The organism is Halioglobus sp. HI00S01 (assembly GCF_001635445.1).
Classification (GTDB): Bacteria; Pseudomonadota; Gammaproteobacteria; order Pseudomonadales; family Halieaceae; genus Halioglobus; species Halioglobus japonicus.
Window position 1 is genome coordinate 141,582 of record NZ_LWEE01000001.1, and the last position, 17,517, is coordinate 159,098.

General features: G+C 58.1%; 15 protein-coding genes. 6 read left to right on the forward strand and 9 right to left on the reverse strand.

Annotated elements, in window-relative coordinates; all coding sequences use genetic code 11:
* Nucleotides 1-12 precede the first annotated feature (12 nt).
* Nucleotides 13-2,817 carry a DUF748 domain-containing protein gene (locus A3709_RS00665; RefSeq protein WP_066048516.1) on the forward strand — a complete coding sequence of 935 codons (2,805 nt, stop codon included), beginning with the start codon at nucleotides 13-15 and terminating at the stop codon, nucleotides 2,815-2,817.
* A gap of 1 nt (nucleotide 2,818) precedes the next feature.
* Here the strand turns inward: A3709_RS00665 and A3709_RS00670 are convergent, their stop codons facing one another.
* Nucleotides 2,819-3,334: a SprT-like domain-containing protein gene (locus tag A3709_RS00670; RefSeq protein WP_066048519.1), complete on the reverse strand. Its 516-nt coding sequence runs from the start codon at nucleotides 3,332-3,334 to the stop codon at nucleotides 2,819-2,821.
* Nucleotides 3,335-3,500: 166 nt separating this feature from the next.
* On the opposite strand from A3709_RS00670, the gene A3709_RS00675 reads away from it, so the two are divergent.
* From A3709_RS00675 to A3709_RS00690, 4 genes are read left to right on the forward strand one after another with little or no spacing between them, the layout of a single operon-like run.
* Nucleotides 3,501-4,520, forward strand: a complete 1,020-nt coding sequence (locus A3709_RS00675; RefSeq protein ID WP_066048521.1) for a phosphotransferase — start codon at nucleotides 3,501-3,503, stop codon at nucleotides 4,518-4,520.
* Between the two features lie 24 nt (nucleotides 4,521-4,544).
* Nucleotides 4,545-5,315 (forward strand): crotonase/enoyl-CoA hydratase family protein, encoded by a 771-nt coding sequence (locus A3709_RS00680; RefSeq protein WP_066048523.1) that lies wholly within the window; start codon nucleotides 4,545-4,547, stop codon nucleotides 5,313-5,315.
* 11 nt (nucleotides 5,316-5,326) lie between these two features.
* Entirely contained in the window at nucleotides 5,327-6,562 is a 1,236-nt protein-coding gene (locus tag A3709_RS00685) for an acetyl-CoA C-acetyltransferase (RefSeq protein ID WP_066048528.1), read from the forward strand.
* A gap of 8 nt (nucleotides 6,563-6,570) precedes the next feature.
* Complete coding sequence (locus tag A3709_RS00690; RefSeq protein WP_066048531.1) at nucleotides 6,571-7,470, forward strand: alpha/beta fold hydrolase; 900 nt, start codon at nucleotides 6,571-6,573, stop codon at nucleotides 7,468-7,470.
* Here the strand turns inward: A3709_RS00690 and A3709_RS00695 are convergent.
* From A3709_RS00695 to A3709_RS00720, 6 genes are read right to left on the reverse strand one after another with little or no spacing between them, the layout of a single operon-like run.
* The gene (locus tag A3709_RS00695; RefSeq protein ID WP_231871060.1) at nucleotides 7,467-8,291 is read right to left on the reverse strand and encodes a hypothetical protein; all 825 of its coding nucleotides are present in this window, start codon (nucleotides 8,289-8,291) and stop codon (nucleotides 7,467-7,469) included. The two genes, A3709_RS00690 and A3709_RS00695, sit on opposite strands and share 4 nt — an antisense overlap.
* Nucleotides 8,291-8,731 carry a potassium channel family protein gene (locus tag A3709_RS00700; RefSeq protein WP_066048534.1) on the reverse strand — a complete coding sequence of 147 codons (441 nt, stop codon included), beginning with the start codon at nucleotides 8,729-8,731 and terminating at the stop codon, nucleotides 8,291-8,293. The genes A3709_RS00695 and A3709_RS00700 overlap by 1 nt, the downstream gene beginning before the upstream one ends.
* Nucleotides 8,724-9,755 carry a DUF2955 domain-containing protein gene (locus tag A3709_RS00705; protein ID WP_066048537.1) on the reverse strand — a complete coding sequence of 344 codons (1,032 nt, stop codon included), beginning with the start codon at nucleotides 9,753-9,755 and terminating at the stop codon, nucleotides 8,724-8,726. Before A3709_RS00705 ends, A3709_RS00700 begins: the two co-directional genes overlap by 8 nt.
* Before the next feature lie 18 nt (nucleotides 9,756-9,773).
* Entirely contained in the window at nucleotides 9,774-10,901 is a 1,128-nt protein-coding gene (locus A3709_RS00710) for an HlyD family secretion protein (RefSeq protein WP_066048540.1), read from the reverse strand.
* A gap of 23 nt (nucleotides 10,902-10,924) precedes the next feature.
* Nucleotides 10,925-12,433, reverse strand: a complete 1,509-nt coding sequence (locus A3709_RS00715) for a TolC family protein (RefSeq protein ID WP_231871061.1) — start codon at nucleotides 12,431-12,433, stop codon at nucleotides 10,925-10,927.
* Nucleotides 12,434-12,441: 8 nt separating this feature from the next.
* On the reverse strand, nucleotides 12,442-13,581 hold the full coding sequence (locus tag A3709_RS00720) for an AI-2E family transporter (protein ID WP_066048548.1): 1,140 nt from the start codon (nucleotides 13,579-13,581) through the stop codon (nucleotides 12,442-12,444).
* A gap of 221 nt (nucleotides 13,582-13,802) precedes the next feature.
* On the opposite strand from A3709_RS00720, the gene A3709_RS00725 reads away from it, so the two are divergent.
* Nucleotides 13,803-15,356 (forward strand): long-chain-fatty-acid--CoA ligase, encoded by a 1,554-nt coding sequence (locus A3709_RS00725; protein ID WP_066048550.1) that lies wholly within the window; start codon nucleotides 13,803-13,805, stop codon nucleotides 15,354-15,356.
* Here A3709_RS00725 and A3709_RS00730 read toward each other — a convergent pair.
* Both A3709_RS00730 and A3709_RS00735 read right to left on the reverse strand, forming a co-directional pair.
* On the reverse strand, nucleotides 15,353-15,778 hold the full coding sequence (locus A3709_RS00730; RefSeq protein WP_229801596.1) for a CBS domain-containing protein: 426 nt from the start codon (nucleotides 15,776-15,778) through the stop codon (nucleotides 15,353-15,355). The genes A3709_RS00725 and A3709_RS00730 overlap by 4 nt on opposite strands.
* Before the next feature lie 43 nt (nucleotides 15,779-15,821).
* Entirely contained in the window at nucleotides 15,822-17,468 is a 1,647-nt protein-coding gene (locus A3709_RS00735; protein ID WP_255359704.1) for a DUF3336 domain-containing protein, read from the reverse strand.
* Nucleotides 17,469-17,517: the final 49 nt, after the last annotated feature.

A 17,517-nucleotide genomic window follows, 5' to 3' on the forward strand; every position in this document is an offset into this window, starting at 1 on the left:
GAGGGAAAACACGTGGTAAGGAAAGCAGCGCGAGTACTGATAGGCATTTACATCGCCTGGATAGCCCTGTCCGTTTTTGTCGTTTTACCCGCCCTGAACATTGTCCCCGCGTGGTACCTGAAAGAGCACTACGATCGCGATTTCAGCACCGACATCACGCTCTTCAACCCGTTCAATATCAGTCTCGAAATGCGCAACGCCACGCTACTGCAGCCAGATGGCAGCGATTTTGCGGCCCTCGATCAGGCCACAGTCAATTTTTCCCTGGCAACCCTGGCCAGCGAGGGCATTGTCTTCGACCGGATAGCCATCGAAGGGCTGGAGATTACGCTGCGCCAGGACAGCCCCGGCGAGTTCAATTTCTCCGACCTGTTAGCCACCGAGGAAACCTCTGATACCGCCGACTCGGATCTGCTGGGCGTCACGATAAGTGAACTGATTTTTACTGCCAAACGCATTACCCTGATCGACAACGCCCGCGAAGAACCTTTCAGTACTCACTATGATGGCCTGGACATTGCTGTTAAGGATTTGTCCACCATCGCAGAGGATGGCAAGCCCTACCAGATCAACGTGACCGCTGAAGCAGGAGGTTCGCTGCGCTGGGAGGGCAACGTCTCGGTACCGCTGGCCCAAAGCGAGGGCTGGCTGGCCATTAACGACCTGAGCCTGGCCGCCGCCTGGCGTTTTGCACGGCCCTGGCTCAACTTTGACCTTTTGGATGGTCGCCTCAGCATGGAGGGAAACTACCAGTTATCCTGGCGGGATGACGTTGCCTTCGAGATTGTTGAGGGTCAGGCACAGCTTCACTCGCTGGCGCTGGTGCCACGCGATACTGCTGCGCTTGCGGACACCTCGATCAATTTGAATCAGCTGGACATTGGCGACGTCAGTGTCGACAGCGGCACAAGCGCCGTCACTATCGGCTCAATCAGCGGCCAGGGTCTGCAGGTTCAGGGCTGGAGTGAGGGCGCCCAGGTGAGCCTCGCGGACATGTTCATCACCTCGTTCCCGGAAGTGGAGGCTTCAGAAAGCGCCGCTGCCGATGAGGCCAACCCATGGCAAGTGACACTCGTGCAGGCAGACCTGGCAGACAGCGGTATTCAATGGCGCTCGGAATACACCGACCCACCCCAGATGACCATAGCGCCGATCACCGCCAGCACCGGCAACATCCGCTGGCCCTTTGCGGGCAGCTCCCCCGCCAGCCTGGCACTGAAGGTGAATGGCATCGCCAGCATGCAGGTACAGGCGGATCTGGAGCTGGCCTCTGGCGGCGCCAATATCAGCTATGAACTGGCTGCGCTGCCACTTGCCTGGTTTAACCCCAACCTGCCTGCGGCACTCAAGGCCACCATTACCGACGGCCAGCTGGGTGTGAACGGGTCGGTAGAGCTTGAAGAATTCGCGCCGGTTCGCCTGAATCTGGACAGTCAGATCGAACAATTTTCCGGCAAAATAGCCGACGAAGAAGAGGCGATTACCCGCTGGGATAGTGTGCGCTTCAAACAACTGGCCATTGACCTGCCCAAGCGTCAGGCCAGCCTGCAACAACTCTTTATCCACAAGTACGAGGGGCGCGTGCATATTGCCGAAGATGGCAGTATTAACGCCTCCAAAATCTGGCAGGAGGAAGTGGGCGAACAGGCTGAGGAAATTGCCGAGGAACTGGAATTGGACAAGCCATGGGATTTCAGCGTGCCTGAGATCCTGATCTCCGGCAGTGCCATCGACTTTAAAGATGAATCACTGCCCATCTCCTTCCGCACGGTCATTGGCCAGGTTGACGGCCAGATTCTAAATATCAGCTCAGCACCCGGTGCAGCGGCAGACATCGACATCAGTGGCTCGGTCGACGGCTACGCCCCGGTGAAGCTCGCCGGCAGCGCAGAACCCCTGACCTCACCACCCAACCTCAATCTACTGCTGACCTTCGACGGTGTTGACCTGGTGATGATGACGCCCTACTCCGGCACGTACGCCGGCTACGCGATCGAACGTGGCCTGCTCAACCTGAAGCTGCAGTACAAGCTGGTTGACGGACGTATCGAAGGCGACAACCAGGTGCTGGTGGATCAGTTGAAGCTGGGCGAGAAAGTTGACAGCGACAAGGCCGTCGATCTGCCGCTGGAGCTGGCATTGGCGCTGCTGACAGACATTAACGGTGTGATCGATTTACAGGTGCCGGTGGAAGGTGATATCGACGACCCCTCCTTTGCCCTGGGTGGCGTCATCGCCAACGCCTTTTTGAACCTCATCACCAAAGCCGTCACAGCGCCGTTCACCCTACTGGCCAGCCTCGTTGGCAGCGAAGAGAATTTACAGCGCCTGGGTTATGGCGCCGGCAGCAGCGAACTGAATCAGGCCGGCCAGGTCAAACTGGACCAACTGGCAGAAGCGCTGCGCCAGCGCCCCGGGTTAACCCTGGTAGTGTCCGGCGCCATCGACCCAACGGCCGATGCGGAGCGCCTGCAACACCAGATCCTCGTACAGGAACTGGTAAGCGAAGGCTTTGATATACAGGCCATTGACCGGCGAGACCCTGCAGTGGTGAAAGCAGTCAAGGCACGCTATGTGGCCACTTACGGTGAGCCGCCGGAAGATATGAGCCTGACAGACCAGTATCGACAAGTTCTGAAGAGCATCCCGTTGCCGGCCGATGCGCTGCGCAATCTGGCCATCGCCCGGGCTGCGGCCACCAAAGACTATCTGGTTAACCAGCAAGGCCTGTCAGCGGACCGTGCGGTGGTCGAAGTCACCCAAAATCTCGGTGAGGAAACTGCCTACAGCGGCGTGCTGATGGACCTCGCCAACTGATTCAGCCGGCGTAACGCAAGGGTCCGTTGCAGTAGCGACATAGATACTGGCCAGCGCCCTTGAGCATGCGGTTGTGGCGCGTTGTCGATATCTGGTGATCGCGGCAATCGCAACGATAGGGATGGGTGCGCTGGCGGCGCTGGGGAATGTCCTCCAGATCCAGCTTGAATGTCACCTCCGGGTCGGCCCCGAAATAATGCATTAGTGCCTGCCATTCCTGGCCGTGGGGCTTAACCCTGCGCGGGCCATAGACTTCATGAACAATGTAATGCGCCACTTCGTGGGGCACCGTACCGTGCAGATTCACGTCCCAGTACTTGGCGAAAATCCAGGGGTTGTACCGGATCTCACGCTGGCGACCGTCTGCCCGGAACATACCCGCAGTAGTCCCGCGCAAATCAAAGCGCACAGGAATACGGTCGAAGGGGCGCTCCAGCGCCGCCTCGGCCTCAATAATGAAATGCTCGGTGCGCTCCAGCACCTGTTCGCGTCGACTCTGATCAATGGGTTCTATCACGGGGAACTATCGTAAAAAACAACGGCTTGAGCTTACCAGAATCAGGCGCGCCAGGCTGTCACCTGTGGTCTATTTTTTTGTCTCACCACGTCATTGGCACCGACCTCGACAAACCACAGACTTTGCCACTGCCTTCATGGCCCACCACACCCGACAAGAGCACAGTATGAGCGCACAAGATCTGGATACCTCCAGGCTCGAGCAATATCTCGCCGATACGATTCCGGGGCTGCAAAGCCCACTGACCGCAGAGAAATTCGCCGGCGGACAATCCAACCCCACCTTTAAACTCACCGCTGGTGACCAGAGCTTCGTACTGCGGCGCAAACCCCCGGGTGAGCTGCTCAAGTCGGCCCACGCGGTCGATCGCGAGTTTCGCGTCATCAGTGCCCTGTACAACACAGACGTGCCCGTGCCGCGCACCTATACCCTGTGCGAGGACGAGTCGGTTATTGGCTCCATGTTCTATGTCATGGAATACCTGGAAGGGCGCATCCTCTGGGATCCCTCCCTGCCCGACGCCAAAAGCAAACAGGAACGCTTTGAAATTTTCGACAGCATGAATGCCACTATGGCCGCCCTGCACAATGTCGACATCGACGAAGTGGGCCTGACCGACTACGGCCGGCCCGGCAATTATTTCGAGCGCCAGGTGAACCGGTGGACCAAGCAATACCGCGCCTCGGAACTCGAGAGAATTCCCGAGATGGACCGCCTGATCGACTATCTCCCGGCCAACATGCCCGAAGACGACGGGCGCCTGGGCCTGGTTCACGGTGACTATCGCCTCGACAACCTTATGTTCCATCCCACCGAGAATCGCACCATTGCATTGCTCGACTGGGAGCTGTCCACTCTGGGCAACCCGCTGGCTGATCTGGCCAACCAGTGTGCGGCCTGGCTGTTACCGGGTATGGGCGGCATCCAGGGGCTGCAGGGCGCGGATCGCGCCGCACTGGGTATTCCCTCGGACGAAGAATATATAGAAATGTACTGCGAGCGCACGGGCCGCAAGAGCATTGAGAACTGGAGCTTCTATATCGTGTTCTCATTGTTCCGGCTTGCGGCCATTCTCCAGGGCGTTGCCATGCGCGCTCATCAGGGCAACGCATCCAGCAAGGAAGCGCAGGCCCGTGGCGCCATGGTCAAGCCACTCGCTGAACTCACCGCCTCTCTCATCGATTGATTCACATCTTCAAGGAGCCACATCATGTCTGAAGAACAACCTGTACTCGTAGACGTCACCGACGGTGTCATGACCATTACCCTGAACCGGGGTAAGGCCAAAAACGCGGTTAACAAAGCTATGGCTGAAGGCGTCGCCGCCGCCATGGATGAACTGGACAGCAATGACGATATCCGCGTCGCAATCATCACCGGCGCGGACAATACGTTCTGCGCCGGCATGGACCTAAAGGCTTTTGTCACTGGCGAAATGCCGATGCTCCCCGGTCGCGGTTTTGCCGGCTTCGTCGAAGCCCCACCGAAAAAGCCGCTGATCGCAGCGGTCGAGGGTTTTGCCCTCGCGGGTGGCCTGGAAGTCATGATCGCCTGCGATCTGGTCGTCGTCGCCGACAATGCCAAATTCGGCATTCCCGAAGTCAAACGCGGCCTCGCCGCCGCAGCCGGCGGCCTGGTGCGCCTACCCAAGCAGATTCCGCCGCGCGTGGCCATGGAAATGGCGCTGACCGGTGATTTCATCGATGCAACCAAAGCCGCCGACGTTGGCCTGGTCAACCGCATAGTCCCGGCCGGGTCTGCATTGGAAGGTGCCAAAGAGCTGGCTGCCACCATTGTCGCAAACGGCCCCCTGGCCGTGCGCCTGAGCAAGCAGGTCATCGCCGAATCGGGTGACTGGACCGCCGCTGAAATGTGGGACAAGCAAAACGAAATCGTCATGCCGGTGTTTACCAGCGAAGACGCTATCGAAGGCGCCACTGCATTTGCCGAGAAGCGCGCCCCCAACTGGAAAGGCAAGTAAGGAGCACGACCATGAGTGAAGCCTGGATTATTGACGCATGCCGCACTCCCCGTGGTATTGGCAAAAAGGGCAAAGGCGCCCTGGCCAATGAACATCCGCAGCACCTCGGCGCCGTGGTTCTGGAAGCATTGCGCGACCGCACCAACCTGAACACTGCCGATGTCGGCGACATTATTTTTGGCACCAGTTCGCAACGGGGCCGTCAATCCGGCGACCTGGCGCGTATGGCAGCCCTGGAAGCCGGCTACGACATTACCTCCTCTGGCGTGACGTTGGATCGCTTCTGCGGCTCGGGTATCACGTCGGTGAATCTCGCGGCTATGAACATCATGTCCGGCAGCGAAGACGTCGTGATTGGCGGCGGCGCTGAAATGATGTCTACCTATGGCGAAGAAGGCGCGATGCCATCCATGTTCATGGACAACGGCAACATGAAATTGCGCGCCCTCCATCCCCAGCCCCACCAGGGCGTATGCGCTGACGCCATCGCCAGTATGGAAGGTATTAGTCGAGAAGACCTCGATAACAATGCCTTCCAGAGTCAACAGAAAGCAGCCCGCGCCATTGCCGAGGACCGATTCGCCAAGAGCCTGGTGCCGGTCTATAACATTGACGGTGAACTGGTGCTGGAAAAGGAAGAGTTCCCCCGCCCCCAGACAACGCTTGAAGGCCTCGGTGAACTGCAGCCATCCTTTGCACCGGTCGCTGATTACCCGTTGGACGAATCTGGCGTTACCTATCGCCAGCTGGTCAACCAGAAGTACCCGGACATCGACATTCAGCACTTCCATCACGCGGGCAATTCCTCCGGCGTGGTCGATGGCGCAGGCGCACTGCTGCTCGCATCGCCGGACTACGCGAAAGCGCAGGACTGGAAGCCCCGGGCCCGTATCGTTGCCATGGCCAACCAGGGCGACTGCCCTACCCTGATGCTGAACGCACCGGTTCCCGCGGCGAAGCGCGTACTGGCGAAGGCCGGCCTCACCGTGAATGACATCGACGTCTGGGAAATCAATGAAGCTTTCTCTGTCGTTTCCGAGAAGTTTATGCGCGACCTGAATCTGGACCGAGACAAGGTCAATATTAACGGCGGTGCTATGGCGCTGGGGCATCCCATTGGCGCGACGGGCTCTTTGCTGATCAATACCGCGCTGGATGAACTCGAGCGTCAGGGTAAGCAGTTCGGTCTGGTGACCATGTGCGCCGCCGGCGGCATGGCCCCCGCAATCATCATTGAGCGGATCTGATCCGCTCAGTGGTAACCACACGCGAATATCACCTCGATATTGGTGATATCGAACTCGCCGTCACTGAGTGGCCCGCNCCCGCGGGCCACGACGGCCCAGACACGCCGGTCTTGTTACTCCATGCCACGGGCTTTCACAGCCGCTGCTGGAATGAGGTTGTCAGACGCCTGCCGGGCCAGCATATTTTTGCCGTTGATCTGCGCCATCACGGCCGCAGCGGCAGTATTGGTGAGGTCGACTGGAACGTACTCACAACGGATATTATCAAGCTGGTCGAACGGCTCGATCTGCGCGAAGTTATCGGCGTCGGACACTCTATCGGTGGCTACCTCACTGCGCGTGCCGCCGCGGCCCTGCCCGAACGCTTTCGGGAGATACTGTTGATCGACCCGGTGATTACTGCCCCTGAAACCTATGAAATGGCAAAAGGTGTATCGGACAGCTTCAGCGCCAGTGATCACCCGGTGAGCCGGCGCAAAAATCGTTGGAAGGATGCCGACGAGATGTTTACGCGCTTCAAGGATAAACCGCCGTTCTCAAGCTGGGACCCCGTGGTACTGCGCGACTATTGCGACTACGCTCTGCAACCGGCGTCCGACGAAGCGTTTCAGCAATTGGCCTGCGATCCACTCAATGAAGCCTCGGTATACATCAGCCAGGCCTACAGCGATGCTGTGCTGGATGATCTGGCGCGGCTGAAGCTGCCCGTGACGCTGCTGCGTGCCCAGTTCAAGGGGCTGGACATCACCGATCTGTCGGGCTCACCCACATGGCCGGAACTGGCCGGGCAGATTGCCCAGTGCCGGGAAGTATACCTGCCGGAGCTCAATCACTTCATCCCCATGCAGGATCCCGCCCTGGTTGCCCGGCATATTGCCGAGGCACTGGGAACAACCGCCTCTGACTAGGGTTGGCGCTGCCGATACGCTTCGGCGAAGCGTATCGCATCCAGATTGTCGATCAGCGCACCGTTGTGCACCTCCTCGACACGGGCACTTATTTCGAACATCGCCCGGCCCAAATCGGTTCCACGAATCACCAGATGCCCCGGCGTGGCCAACCACTCGCCGAAGTACACCAACGCATTGGCGTATTCACTGGTGGGACGCACCCAGCCCGAACGGTGACCAAAGGTCCGCAGGCCAGTGCCCGCTGCCATCTCGGAGACCTCACGTTCTGCGCGGCCCTTGTCCTTGGCCCATTGGGCGCTCTCCTCCTCGCCCGTGCCCATTCCTGTGACGTAATGGAATGCCATGGGGCCCTCGGTGCGCGCATCCAGCCAGGCAGTCACAAACGCCACCGGGAAGTCCACGTGAATCCAGCGGTAAGTGTCCTCGTCCATACCAATGGAAGTCGTCCCCAGCCCCCACATCACCGTGTTCACCTCTGCCAATTGACTGGATAAGGTAGCGTAATCAGTGAAGTCTTCATGCATGATAACCTTGACCCGGCCCGTCGCCTGGCCTTCCTCAAGCCGCGGAGACATGCGCCGGGTTACAGCATAAACAGTGTCCACCTCCGGCGCGAGCATCGCCGCTTTCAGCAATCCATCACCGACTGAACCTGTCGCTCCGAACACCATCACGGTGTGGTTCGCCTCCTCTGCGAGCACCGGGTTTGGCTGCGGCTCCAGGGTGCCAAGCGTCAGCAACCCCCATAGGTTCAGTCCAACAATCAGCAAAACCAGTGCAGCAACGACGGCCAGCAGTAATCTGCGCAACATCACCATCAGGCGGACGCCTGACGGCGGGCAGCGCGCACCCGCTTCAATGCATCCTGCAATGCAGACATCATCACGGCCGTGGACACACCAATCATCAGCACGCCATTCACTGCCTGCAGCGGGCCCAGCACTCGATGCTCTTCGCTCATGACAATGTCGCCGTAGCCCAGCGTCGCGAAGTTCACCGCCGAGTGATAAAAGGCCGTCAGGAAATCAGTAAACTCACCCAGCTGAACAAAGACCGCCGCCCAGATCGCAATCTGAATAAAATTGCCCATGACCAGCACTACCATAACGCCACTGATCACCCCGAGCATACTGACAAACGTCGGCGCCTTACTGCTGTCGATATGCCGCGCATAGAACGCCACTGACAGCACCGCCAACATGGCCTGCACAAGCAGGCAGACGACCATGACCGCGAGGCCCACGAACAAATTAAGCATGCTTGAGTCTCCGTGCATGATTTTTCTGATATTGCCGCTGCCGCAGATACTCCAGGAACAGCATTGCCACCCAGGCGTAAAGCGCCACGAATATAAACAGACCGAAACGCACCGCGAACGCTGTAGCAGGGTCCTTGCCATTGGCGCTGTCGGCCACCGCCGGACCAATGAAAATCAACAGGGTCACCATAACGTTCTGCCAGTAAGTCGGCGGGTAGCGACTCGCCACCACGCCATACAGGCGCGACACGATGAATACGCTGAAGATCAGCATCCACAAAAAGAACATCCAGAGGTTCGGTGTAATCTTCAGGCACATCCAGAACACGATCGCCAGTGCGCCGGCCATAAACGTCGAGCCAAGCAACTCGGCGCCAGCGCCTTTTACCGACGTCAATTCAGTCTGCTGACCCAGCGTTACCGACTTCATGATAATCGGCATATAAAACGTGGGATTAGTCAGGCCAAGCAGGTAAGCGGGAAATACAATGAGCGTAGCGCGCGCAGACTGCCAGCGCGACTCCACAGGCTCTGGTGGCGGCGGCTGGGGGGCGGGCTCATCCGGCTCGGGAAAAAAGGGATAGACAATCCACTGGCAGACAATAGCAATCGCTATCGCGATCATCAGTTCCTGGATTAGGAGAACCGCGAGACTGTGCCCGAGTTGGCCCATCATGGTAATCATGGTCAACCCCATTGTGAGCAATGCGCCCACCGGGCCCTTGCCCATATTCAAGGTCAGGTAGTTCGCCAGAAACAGGCCGAGCAGCACCAGCAACAGCCCGACAAAGGGGTAGTGACTCAACAACGGTGTAATCAGAATACCGATGCCCAGACACAGGGCCACTGCCAATGGCAGACCGATCAAGCCTTTCACACCCGGCGGCGGTTTGGGTTGCGCCGCCAGCATGAAAGCAAAAAGCGGCGCCATGAACGGAAAGCTCAGCGCCATCGAATACCCGGCCACCAGAGCCAGCGAGATGTTAAAGCTGAGCCGGAATACGCGCCTGGTGCCGAGGTTCATGGGAGGGCCTTCGCTACGCTAGTAGGCGTAGGACATGATGCTCATGAAACGCACATAGAGGTGGCCAAAGAACCGTGTTAACCACGCCTCTTCGCTGTAGGCGATCACCGCCGCCTGTCCGCCCACTCTAAGCTGGCCGAGCAGTGCTTCGTCCTGACGAGGGTCAAACTTGACGACCACCGGGAAGCGCTGTGATTGACGCAACCAATCGCGATCGTTGTCGATACTGGGCAGCGTGCCTGGCTTGGCACTGCGGCCCGCGGAAATGCCTTTGCCGATATTATCAACCACACCGTCAAACACCCGGCCGGGCAATGAATCGAACACAATCTCCACCGGTGTACCGGACACCATGTGGCCCAGGTTATTCTCGGTAAATTCTGCCTGCACCCACACTTCGCTAAGCGAAATCAACGTCATCACCGGGTGTCCGGCACCGGCGAATAACCCGACGTCCACTTTAAGGTCGGTAATTTCACCGCGATCTGTGGCCGTCACCGTGGTGTGGGCCAGATCGAGTTCAGCTTTTTCTACGCCTGTTCTGGCAATCGCCAGAATGGTGTTGAACTCCTCATCGGAGTCGCCACCCTTGGTGTTAATCGCCTGCTGAATACCCGCCTCTGCAGCGGTGACAGCGGCCCGGGACTGATCCAGGGTTGCCCGAGACACCTCCAGGCGCCGGGTAGAAATGGTGCCTGGATCTTCCTTATAAAGACGCTCGAGACGATCAGTATCTTTCTGTGCTTTTTCCAGGTTCGCCTGGGCGGCCAGCAAATTGGCTCTCGCTGCTTCTACTGCAGCATCTCCGGCATCGACCTGACTCAGGGCATTCTGATAATCCGAGCGCGCCTTGGCGAGCGCAATCTCATACTGTGAGGTATCAATCTGGAAAAGCGGCTGCCCGGCCTCTACCCGGGAGTTGGTCTCTACCAGCACTTCGGTAACGATGCCCGACACCTGTGGGGCAACACCGATCACATAAGCCTGTACTCGCGCCTGGGTGGTATAGGGGGTATAGCGATCAGAGGCAAGGTACCAGCTGAGGCTAAGCAGAATGACCACCGCAATCACCAGCCCACCCTTTTTTACGCCGGCGGCGTCGTCGGCCTCTGGAGCTTCATCTTGTTGTGTTTCAGTGTCGCTCATAGTTCACCTGATTTCATCGCGAATTATTGTTCGGGCAGCGGTACCGGATCATCCAGCATGCCATCCCAATCGGTGCGCTCCTGCATAATCTGGCGCAGTTCTTCCGGCACCAGATCCTCGGCTTCGGCGGGCTGCCACCCACCGCCCAGCGCCCGGTAAAAATCGATCACCGAATTGATATGTTCACCCTGATTGCTCACATACGCAGACGACCTTGCAGCGCGCGACTGCTGCGCAGTCAGCACGCGCTGAAAGTCCGAGTAACCTTCCTGGTAACGCTTGGTAGACAGTGCCAGTGAGCGGTCTGCCGCTTCCAGTGCCGAACTGAGCAAGGCCTGTTGATCCCGAGTTTTCAGCACGCTCACCGCGGCGTTATCAATCTCCGATGCGGCAGCCAGCACCGTCAGCTGATAGGCTTGAATCGTCTGCTGCAGGCGAGCATCCTGGACGCGTACGCTGTTTTCAATGCGATCGTAGTTGAACAGGTTCCAGGTAAAACTGGGGCCAATCGCCGTGGCCAGGGTATCGTTGGTGACATCCAGCGAATTGCCCGACCAGCCGATGGTGCCAAACAGCGAGATCGACGGGTAAAGATCGGCCTTGGCGACACCAATCTGGGCGGACTGGGCAGCAACTGTCCAGGCCGCGGTGCGAACATCTGGCCGCCGCATTAACAGCGCCGCCGGGTAAGCTTCGATAAACAGCGGATTGAGATTGGGCAGGGTGGCGGGCACGGCATCCAGCTCAGGGACATTACCAGGCTCGCGTCCCAACAGAATTGCCAGCGCGTTTTCCAGTTGCTGCAGGGCGATCTCAAAGTTGGGAATGGACGACAACGTGGCCAGATACTGCGTACGGGCCTGCTGCACGTCAAGCTCTGCCGACTGGCCGCTTTCATACAAGGCGGTTGTAATCTCCAGGCTACGCTTTTGTAACGCCGCATTCTCTTGCGCTATATCGATCAGGCGTGCGGTTGTGCGCCAGGAGTAATAAGCCTCGGCTACTTGAGCCGCCAGTAACACCTGGGCATTCTGCTGGTTGGTCACAGACGCAAAAAATGCCGCGTCAGCAGATTCAATACTGCGACGGTACTTGCCCCAGAAATCCATTTCCCAGCCGATATCAAAACCGGCATCGTAGGCGTTGAGGTCGGAGTGATCGCCGGAATTGTCACCTTCTGTAGGCCAGCTGTCGGTGCGCGCCCAGGAACCACTGGCGCGTTGAACCTGCGGATATTGCAGGCCGGTGGCCACGCCCAATAATGCCTTGCTCTCCAGCACCGAAAGTCCAGCCAGGCGCAACGTCGGATTCTCTTTTCTGGCGGTCGAGATCAGGTCATTGAGTACCGGGTCACTGAAAGCCTCCCACCAGAAACTGAGATCGTCCATCTCATCAGACGTCGACAGGGCCTGGCCATACAGGTCGGTTTCCCAGGTGTCGATCCAATCTACTGCGGGTTCTTCATAGTCCGGTCCGAGATTGGTACAGGCCTGCAGCGCGAGCAGGCCGCAACCCGTCGCGAGCGCCCTCACCCACAGCCTCATTCCGATACCTCAGCCTCTTCATTTGCGGCGGCTGCAGCGGCGGCCTCGGCAGCTTCCTCGGCCTCATGCATCGCCACCCACTTCATGAACAGCTGATACCCGACAGCGAGAATAACCGCGCCAACAAACAGGCCAACAAAGCCCATGGACATCATTCCGCCGAGCGCACCGAGCAGTATGACCGGCATGGGTGCCTCGACGCCACGGCCCAACAGCATGGGCTTAAGCACGTTATCGGCAAGACCCGCCACGACCAGGTAAACCGACCAGACGATCGCCATGACTTGGGAATTGTCGCCATTTTTGAATATCCAGATGACCACAGGAATCACCACCAGCGCCGCCGGTAATTGCATAATCGCCAGAAACAACACCACCAGCGCCAACAGTCCCGCAGCTGGCACGCCTGCGCCAAGCAAGCCAATGCCTATCAGCACTGCTTGAATAAAGGCCACACCCAGCACCCCGGCAGCCACTGAACGCGTCGTCATGGTCGCCAGATTATGCACCTCCGCACCGTGTTTAGGACCAACGATCCGCGTCACAATGTTCTCCATTGCATCATTGGCGCTGTGGCCAAACGCCATCATAATGCCGGCGACAATCAGTGAACCCAGGAACAGCAAAACAGTGCCCACGGTACTCTTGGCCGCGGACATACCACTGGTTATCAGGGATTCCAAGGAAGTCTTATTCGCCTGAATAAACGCCGGAAGGTTTTCCGAAGCAGCAGACCAGGCGTTATAAACATCCTCGCCAACGACCGGCCAGTTCGCCACATTTTCCTTGGGCGGGCGCAACTCCAGCGTGCCCGCGTGATAGCGGTCGGCAATGGATGTTGCATGCTCAGCCAGCGAACCGCCCAACAACACCACAGGAATACCAATACCCAGCAGGCCGACGATAACGATTACCGTCGATGCGCGCCCCTGATTGCCACCAAGGCGCGCCGCTAGTCCCTGATGCAATGGATATATTGTCACCGCCAGAATCAATGCCCATATCATCAGGCTGAGGAACGGGCTGAACACCCGGAAAGACGCCACAACCATCAGGGCCACAAGGCCCACTCTGATAAGTGCATCGGTGAATTCCTGCACGGTCATCGCGTGACCGGGCTGTTCGTTATCGCTCATAGTGCCCCCTTTGTTTGCTCTACAACCACGCACAGTCCGAATATCTTTATAGTACCCTCGACATTCGCAGCGTAGATTGCATTGCAATAGTTATAGTTAGTGAAACCTGCTTAAGCAAATTCATGGCGGCTACGATAGCACAGCTGATTTGACACAACTGACCACACCCCGCAGACTCCCCAACAGCCGTAAATTCTAACAAAAAGGTGCTACACAACAGCATGCTGGTCCATCATTATCTCGAGTACTATTCACGCAATACTCCCGACCTTCCCTGCCTGACCACCGAAGGCCAAACCTACACCTATGGCAGCATCAACACCCGCGCCAATCGACTCGCCCATGGATTGCTCGAGCTCGGTGTTAGCGTTGGTGAGCGCGTGGGAATTCTCGGTGAAAACAGCCTGGAGCACCTGCTTCTGTATATGGCCACCAGTAAGATCGGCGCCGTCAGCGTCTCGCTCAACTATCGACTGGCACCCGCCGAACTCGCCTACATTATCGGCGACGCCCAGTGCCGCGCACTGCTGGCGCTCGATGGTATGGACGAAACACTCGTAGACCTGCGCCGCCAGATCGACGATGAAATCCAGATCATTTCCCAGGGATTTGACAACACCCTGGTGCTAGACGACTGGAGCGCCGACTTCCCGACCACAAATCCCGATCAAGATGTAGCCTCTGACCAGCCTTTCGTACAGCTTTACACCAGCGGCACAACCGGCAACCCAAAAGGTGTGGTGAGCTCGCACTTTAATATGCTGTCGCTCGCTGCCATGAATACCACGGCGACGCCGCACAGACCGAGCCCCGGCTACTCCACCATTCTCTGCGCCCCCATGTTCCATATTGGTGGCACCGGGTCGATTGTGTACAACATTACCCACGGCATACGCACACTGATGCACCGCGTGTTCGACCCGGTGCGGATTGTCGACGACATCGAGCAGTACGGTGTAAATAACGTGTTCATGGTGCCGGCCATGATTATGGCCGTTCTACAGTTACCGGACATCGAGCAGCGGGACTTCAGCAAACTCAAGCAGGTGTTCTACGGTGCGTCACCGATTTCTGAATCGGTGCTGCGCCGTGCCCTGGAGATTTTCCAGTGCGACTTTATTCAGATGTACGGCATGACCGAGACTACCGGTACCGTCGTCAATCTGACCGCCGACGATCACCGCAAGGCACTGGCAGGGCGCCCTGAACTGCTGCGCTCATGCGGCCGCCCCTCGGTGGGTGGGCGCGCCAAAGTGGTCGGTCTGGAGGGCAATGAAGTTCCACGGGGCGACATCGGAGAAATCTGGTTGTACTCCGATACCAATATGCTGTCTTACTACAATCTGCCCGACGCCACTGCGGCCAACCTCACCGACGGCTGGGTACATACCGGTGACGCAGGTTACATGGATGATGAGGGCTACCTGTATCTAAAAGATCGTATGAAAGATATGGTCGTCAGCGGCGGGGAAAACATCTACCCGGTAGAAGTGGAGAATGCCCTGGCCAAGCACGAAGCGGTACAGGATGTCGCTGTGATCGGTGTCCCCGATGACAAGTTTGGCGAGGCGTTGCTGGCCTTTGTCGTACTCAGTGACGGTGGGCAGCTTGACGCTGAGACAATGATTGCATTCCTGCGGGAGCACATTGCCGGCTATAAGATTCCGCGCAAACTGGAACTCATCGAAGAACTACCGCGCAACCCGTCGGGCAAGATACTCAAGAAAATTCTGCGCGCCCCATACTGGGAGGGCGCAGAGCGGCAAATCGGCTAACGGGCGTCGAAAATTTTGCGCCGCGAATGCTCCATCAGGGCCCATAGAATATTGCTGGAACTCACCTGACCAACCAGCTTGCCGTCCTCCAATACCGGGCGGCGGCGCTGGCGGGTATCGAGCATGGCCTGAGCCACTTCAACAATACCGTCTTGCGGCGACACGGTTGCCAGATCGGTGCTCATGGCATCCCGAACGAATGATTGCTCAGGATCGCCATCGTTGTAGACCGCGGTGAGCACCGCCTTGATGCAATCGAGTTCAGAGAGAATGCCCACAGCGCGACCCTCGTCGTCGGTCACCGTGAGGCCTGTGAGCTTGTATTCGACAATCTTCTCAATAGCTTCCACCAGATTGGCGTCGCTACCAATCGTCAGTGGATTGCGGCGCATACAATCGCCGATAACGCTGGGTCCTGGCATAGAGATTTTCCTCGTGGTTGCCTGTCACCCTACTATAGCAGTGTCAGGCTGCTTCAGCGGGCGCCTCAGGCTTTTTTGCCGGCGGCCTGCGCCTGGTTGCCGGTTTCTTTTTGGCCGCGGCGCGTTTTTTCTTGGATGTAGCAGGCTCTACCGTGGCCCGCTTCTCACGCAAGGCCTCGCGATCGGTACGGGTGGGTGGCGGCCGGCGACGCGATGCCCGTGGGCGGTTCGCCTCGACCGTATCCGGGCGCAGATCGCCGGATTCAAAGCGCACCAGTATTTCTTCCATCGTGCGGCTGATGCGGGTGCACAGACGAATCTGTTCCACCTGGGGATAGGCTGAGTGCTCCCCGCCTTCCATCAATTCAATCAGATCATTTTCAGAGATATGCGCCAGCAGTTTGGTAGGGTTGTACCACTTGAAGCTGGGGACAATATTAATATCCCCGCTGTAGTCCTGGTCCATTAAGGCGTGGACGGTATTAAGCATCCAGTTGAACCGGGGCCAGTTGTCGCCCTGCTTCTGGGCAATGCCGCGATAGAAATTAAGTAATTCCCGGCCGACACCGACACCGAGCGAACCGAGGGCCCGGGTCAGGGGACTGCGGTCCTGATCCGCATCGAGGAACGGCGTAGCGATGGGGTTCACCATGCTGACGATATAGTGGTTGGTGCTGTAGAGGCGCGACAGGCGTTTGGCCGGCAGGTCGTCGGCAATAGAGCCGTCCACCCACTTGCGAGTGGGCAGATAGGTCTGCGCTTCCCCGTGCATGTTCTTGGCCATCAGGGTTACCGGAGGAAAGACGCCGGGCACAGCGCACGAGGCCATGACGGCGGAGCGAATCAGCACGTTCGGCGAGGTAATGGCGTTGAGCAGGCGCGAGCGTTGATGCGGCTCAGCGGGCGCCACAGTGATGCTGATCTGACGACCTGTCTTTTCATAGGCCTCCTGAAACGTCATATCAGGGACCATGCGCGCGATCAGCCGCTCGAGATCACCGGCATCAATCTGCGGGTTGGCGCCGAAGAACATACGGGTAAAGGCACTGGCCTCGCTCTCCGCCTCGAAGTGCACATTGGCGGGCTCAAAAAAGTGTTCGAGCTCGGTGTCAGAATGGGTTCCCACGACACCGGCCATGATTGAACCGGCACTGGAGCCGGAAATGACCCTTGGCAGCAGGTTTTGCTCCTTGAGAGTTTTGACGACGCCCAGATGGTAAAAGCCGAGTATCCCGCCACCTGAGAGCATGAGTGCGGAACGGCCGAAGCAGATGTTCGCGCGATAGAAGAAATCCAGTTTTTCCTGTACATCGATCACGTCAGCGGGCAGCTCCGCTAACAGTCGCAGGCACTCGTCGATTTCGTCAATGTACTGCTCAATCAGGCGCTTGGTACCGAAATTGGCCCGCCGGTATAAACTGGCACGTCCCATGCCACCCATATTGCCGTGGATACCTTCGTTCAGGGTGTAAAGCAGACCGTGGTAATCGTGGCGGGCACGCAGTGTGCGCAACCGGTCCAGACGCAGGCGAATCTGGGAAGCATCATACTGACTGCTCTGGTCCACCTCACGCCAGCGCTTGGCGCCGCTAATCTCGTCGTGCTCCAGAGCGGCCTCGCGCCACTGCTCGTAGCTGTCAGCCTTATACATTCGCTTCTCGAGCTTTTTCAGCTTGCGGGATTTGCGCACCGGGATACCTCTATTGCGTTTTGAAACCACGTGGAGAGCCCAAGCATAA

What these genes read in the sequence shown, in the direction of transcription:
- A3709_RS00725 (WP_066048550.1), top strand. Translation starts at nt 13,803, where the DNA reads ATGCTGGTCCATCATTATCTCGAGTACTATTCACGCAATACTCCCGAC.
- A3709_RS00710 (WP_066048540.1), bottom strand. Translation starts at nt 10,901, where the DNA reads ATGAGCGACACTGAAACACAACAAGATGAAGCTCCAGAGGCCGACGAC.
- A3709_RS00720 (WP_066048548.1), bottom strand. Translation starts at nt 13,581, where the DNA reads ATGAGCGATAACGAACAGCCCGGTCACGCGATGACCGTGCAGGAATTC.
- A3709_RS00700 (WP_066048534.1), bottom strand. Translation starts at nt 8,731, where the DNA reads ATGCTTAATTTGTTCGTGGGCCTCGCGGTCATGGTCGTCTGCCTGCTT.
- A3709_RS00695 (WP_231871060.1), bottom strand. Translation starts at nt 8,291, where the DNA reads ATGGTGATGTTGCGCAGATTACTGCTGGCCGTCGTTGCTGCACTGGTT.
- A3709_RS00730 (WP_229801596.1), bottom strand. Translation starts at nt 15,778, where the DNA reads ATGCCAGGACCCAGCGTTATCGGCGATTGTATGCGCCGCAATCCACTG.
- A3709_RS00705 (WP_066048537.1), bottom strand. Translation starts at nt 9,755, where the DNA reads ATGAACCTCGGCACCAGGCGCGTATTCCGGCTCAGCTTTAACATCTCG.
- A3709_RS00675 (WP_066048521.1), top strand. Translation starts at nt 3,501, where the DNA reads ATGAGCGCACAAGATCTGGATACCTCCAGGCTCGAGCAATATCTCGCC.
- A3709_RS00680 (WP_066048523.1), top strand. Translation starts at nt 4,545, where the DNA reads ATGTCTGAAGAACAACCTGTACTCGTAGACGTCACCGACGGTGTCATG.
- A3709_RS00685 (WP_066048528.1), top strand. Translation starts at nt 5,327, where the DNA reads ATGAGTGAAGCCTGGATTATTGACGCATGCCGCACTCCCCGTGGTATT.